This window comes from Candidatus Symbiopectobacterium sp. NZEC135, assembly GCF_025962695.1.
Genome location: NZ_JAGFPF010001503.1, coordinates 1 through 515, shown reverse-complemented (window position 1 = coordinate 515; position 515 = coordinate 1). Strand labels below are relative to the sequence as shown.

Annotated in this window: 1 protein-coding gene; it reads left to right on the top strand. The window is 55.9% G+C overall.

The genetic code is table 11. The features are described 5' to 3' along the window. Positions 1-515 (top strand): ACT domain-containing protein (locus J5224_RS35050; protein WP_264629394.1); only part of this gene is annotated, 515 nt, incomplete at both ends.

Sequence of the window (515 nt, the reverse complement as noted above, 5' to 3'; positions counted from 1 at the left end):
AAGTCGATGTCGTATCAGGAAGCGATGGAGCTCTCCTACTTCGGCGCCAAAGTGCTTCACCCCCGTACCATCGCTCCCATCGCCCAGTTCCAAATTCCCTGCCTGATTAAAAATACCGAAAACCCCCAAGCGCCCGGCACACTGATTGGTCTGGACAGCTCTGATACCCAATATCCGGTAAAAGGCATCACCAACCTGAACAACATGGCGATGTTCAACGTTTCCGGCCCCGGCATGAAAGGCATGGTGGGGATGGCAGCGCGCGTGTTTGTGCCGAATAGCGAGCTGGCCCGTTCCAAGAAAACGCTGGAAGATGAATTCTATCTGGAACTGAAAGACGGCGTGCTAGAACCGCTGGATATCACTGAGCGTCTGGCGATCATTTCCGTGGTGGGTGACGGTATGCGCACGCTGCGCGGCCTTTCCGCCCGCTTGTTCTCCGCGTTGGCCAGCGCCAATATCAATATTATCGCGATTGCGCAGGGCTCTTCTGAGCGCTCCATCTCGGTGGTGGT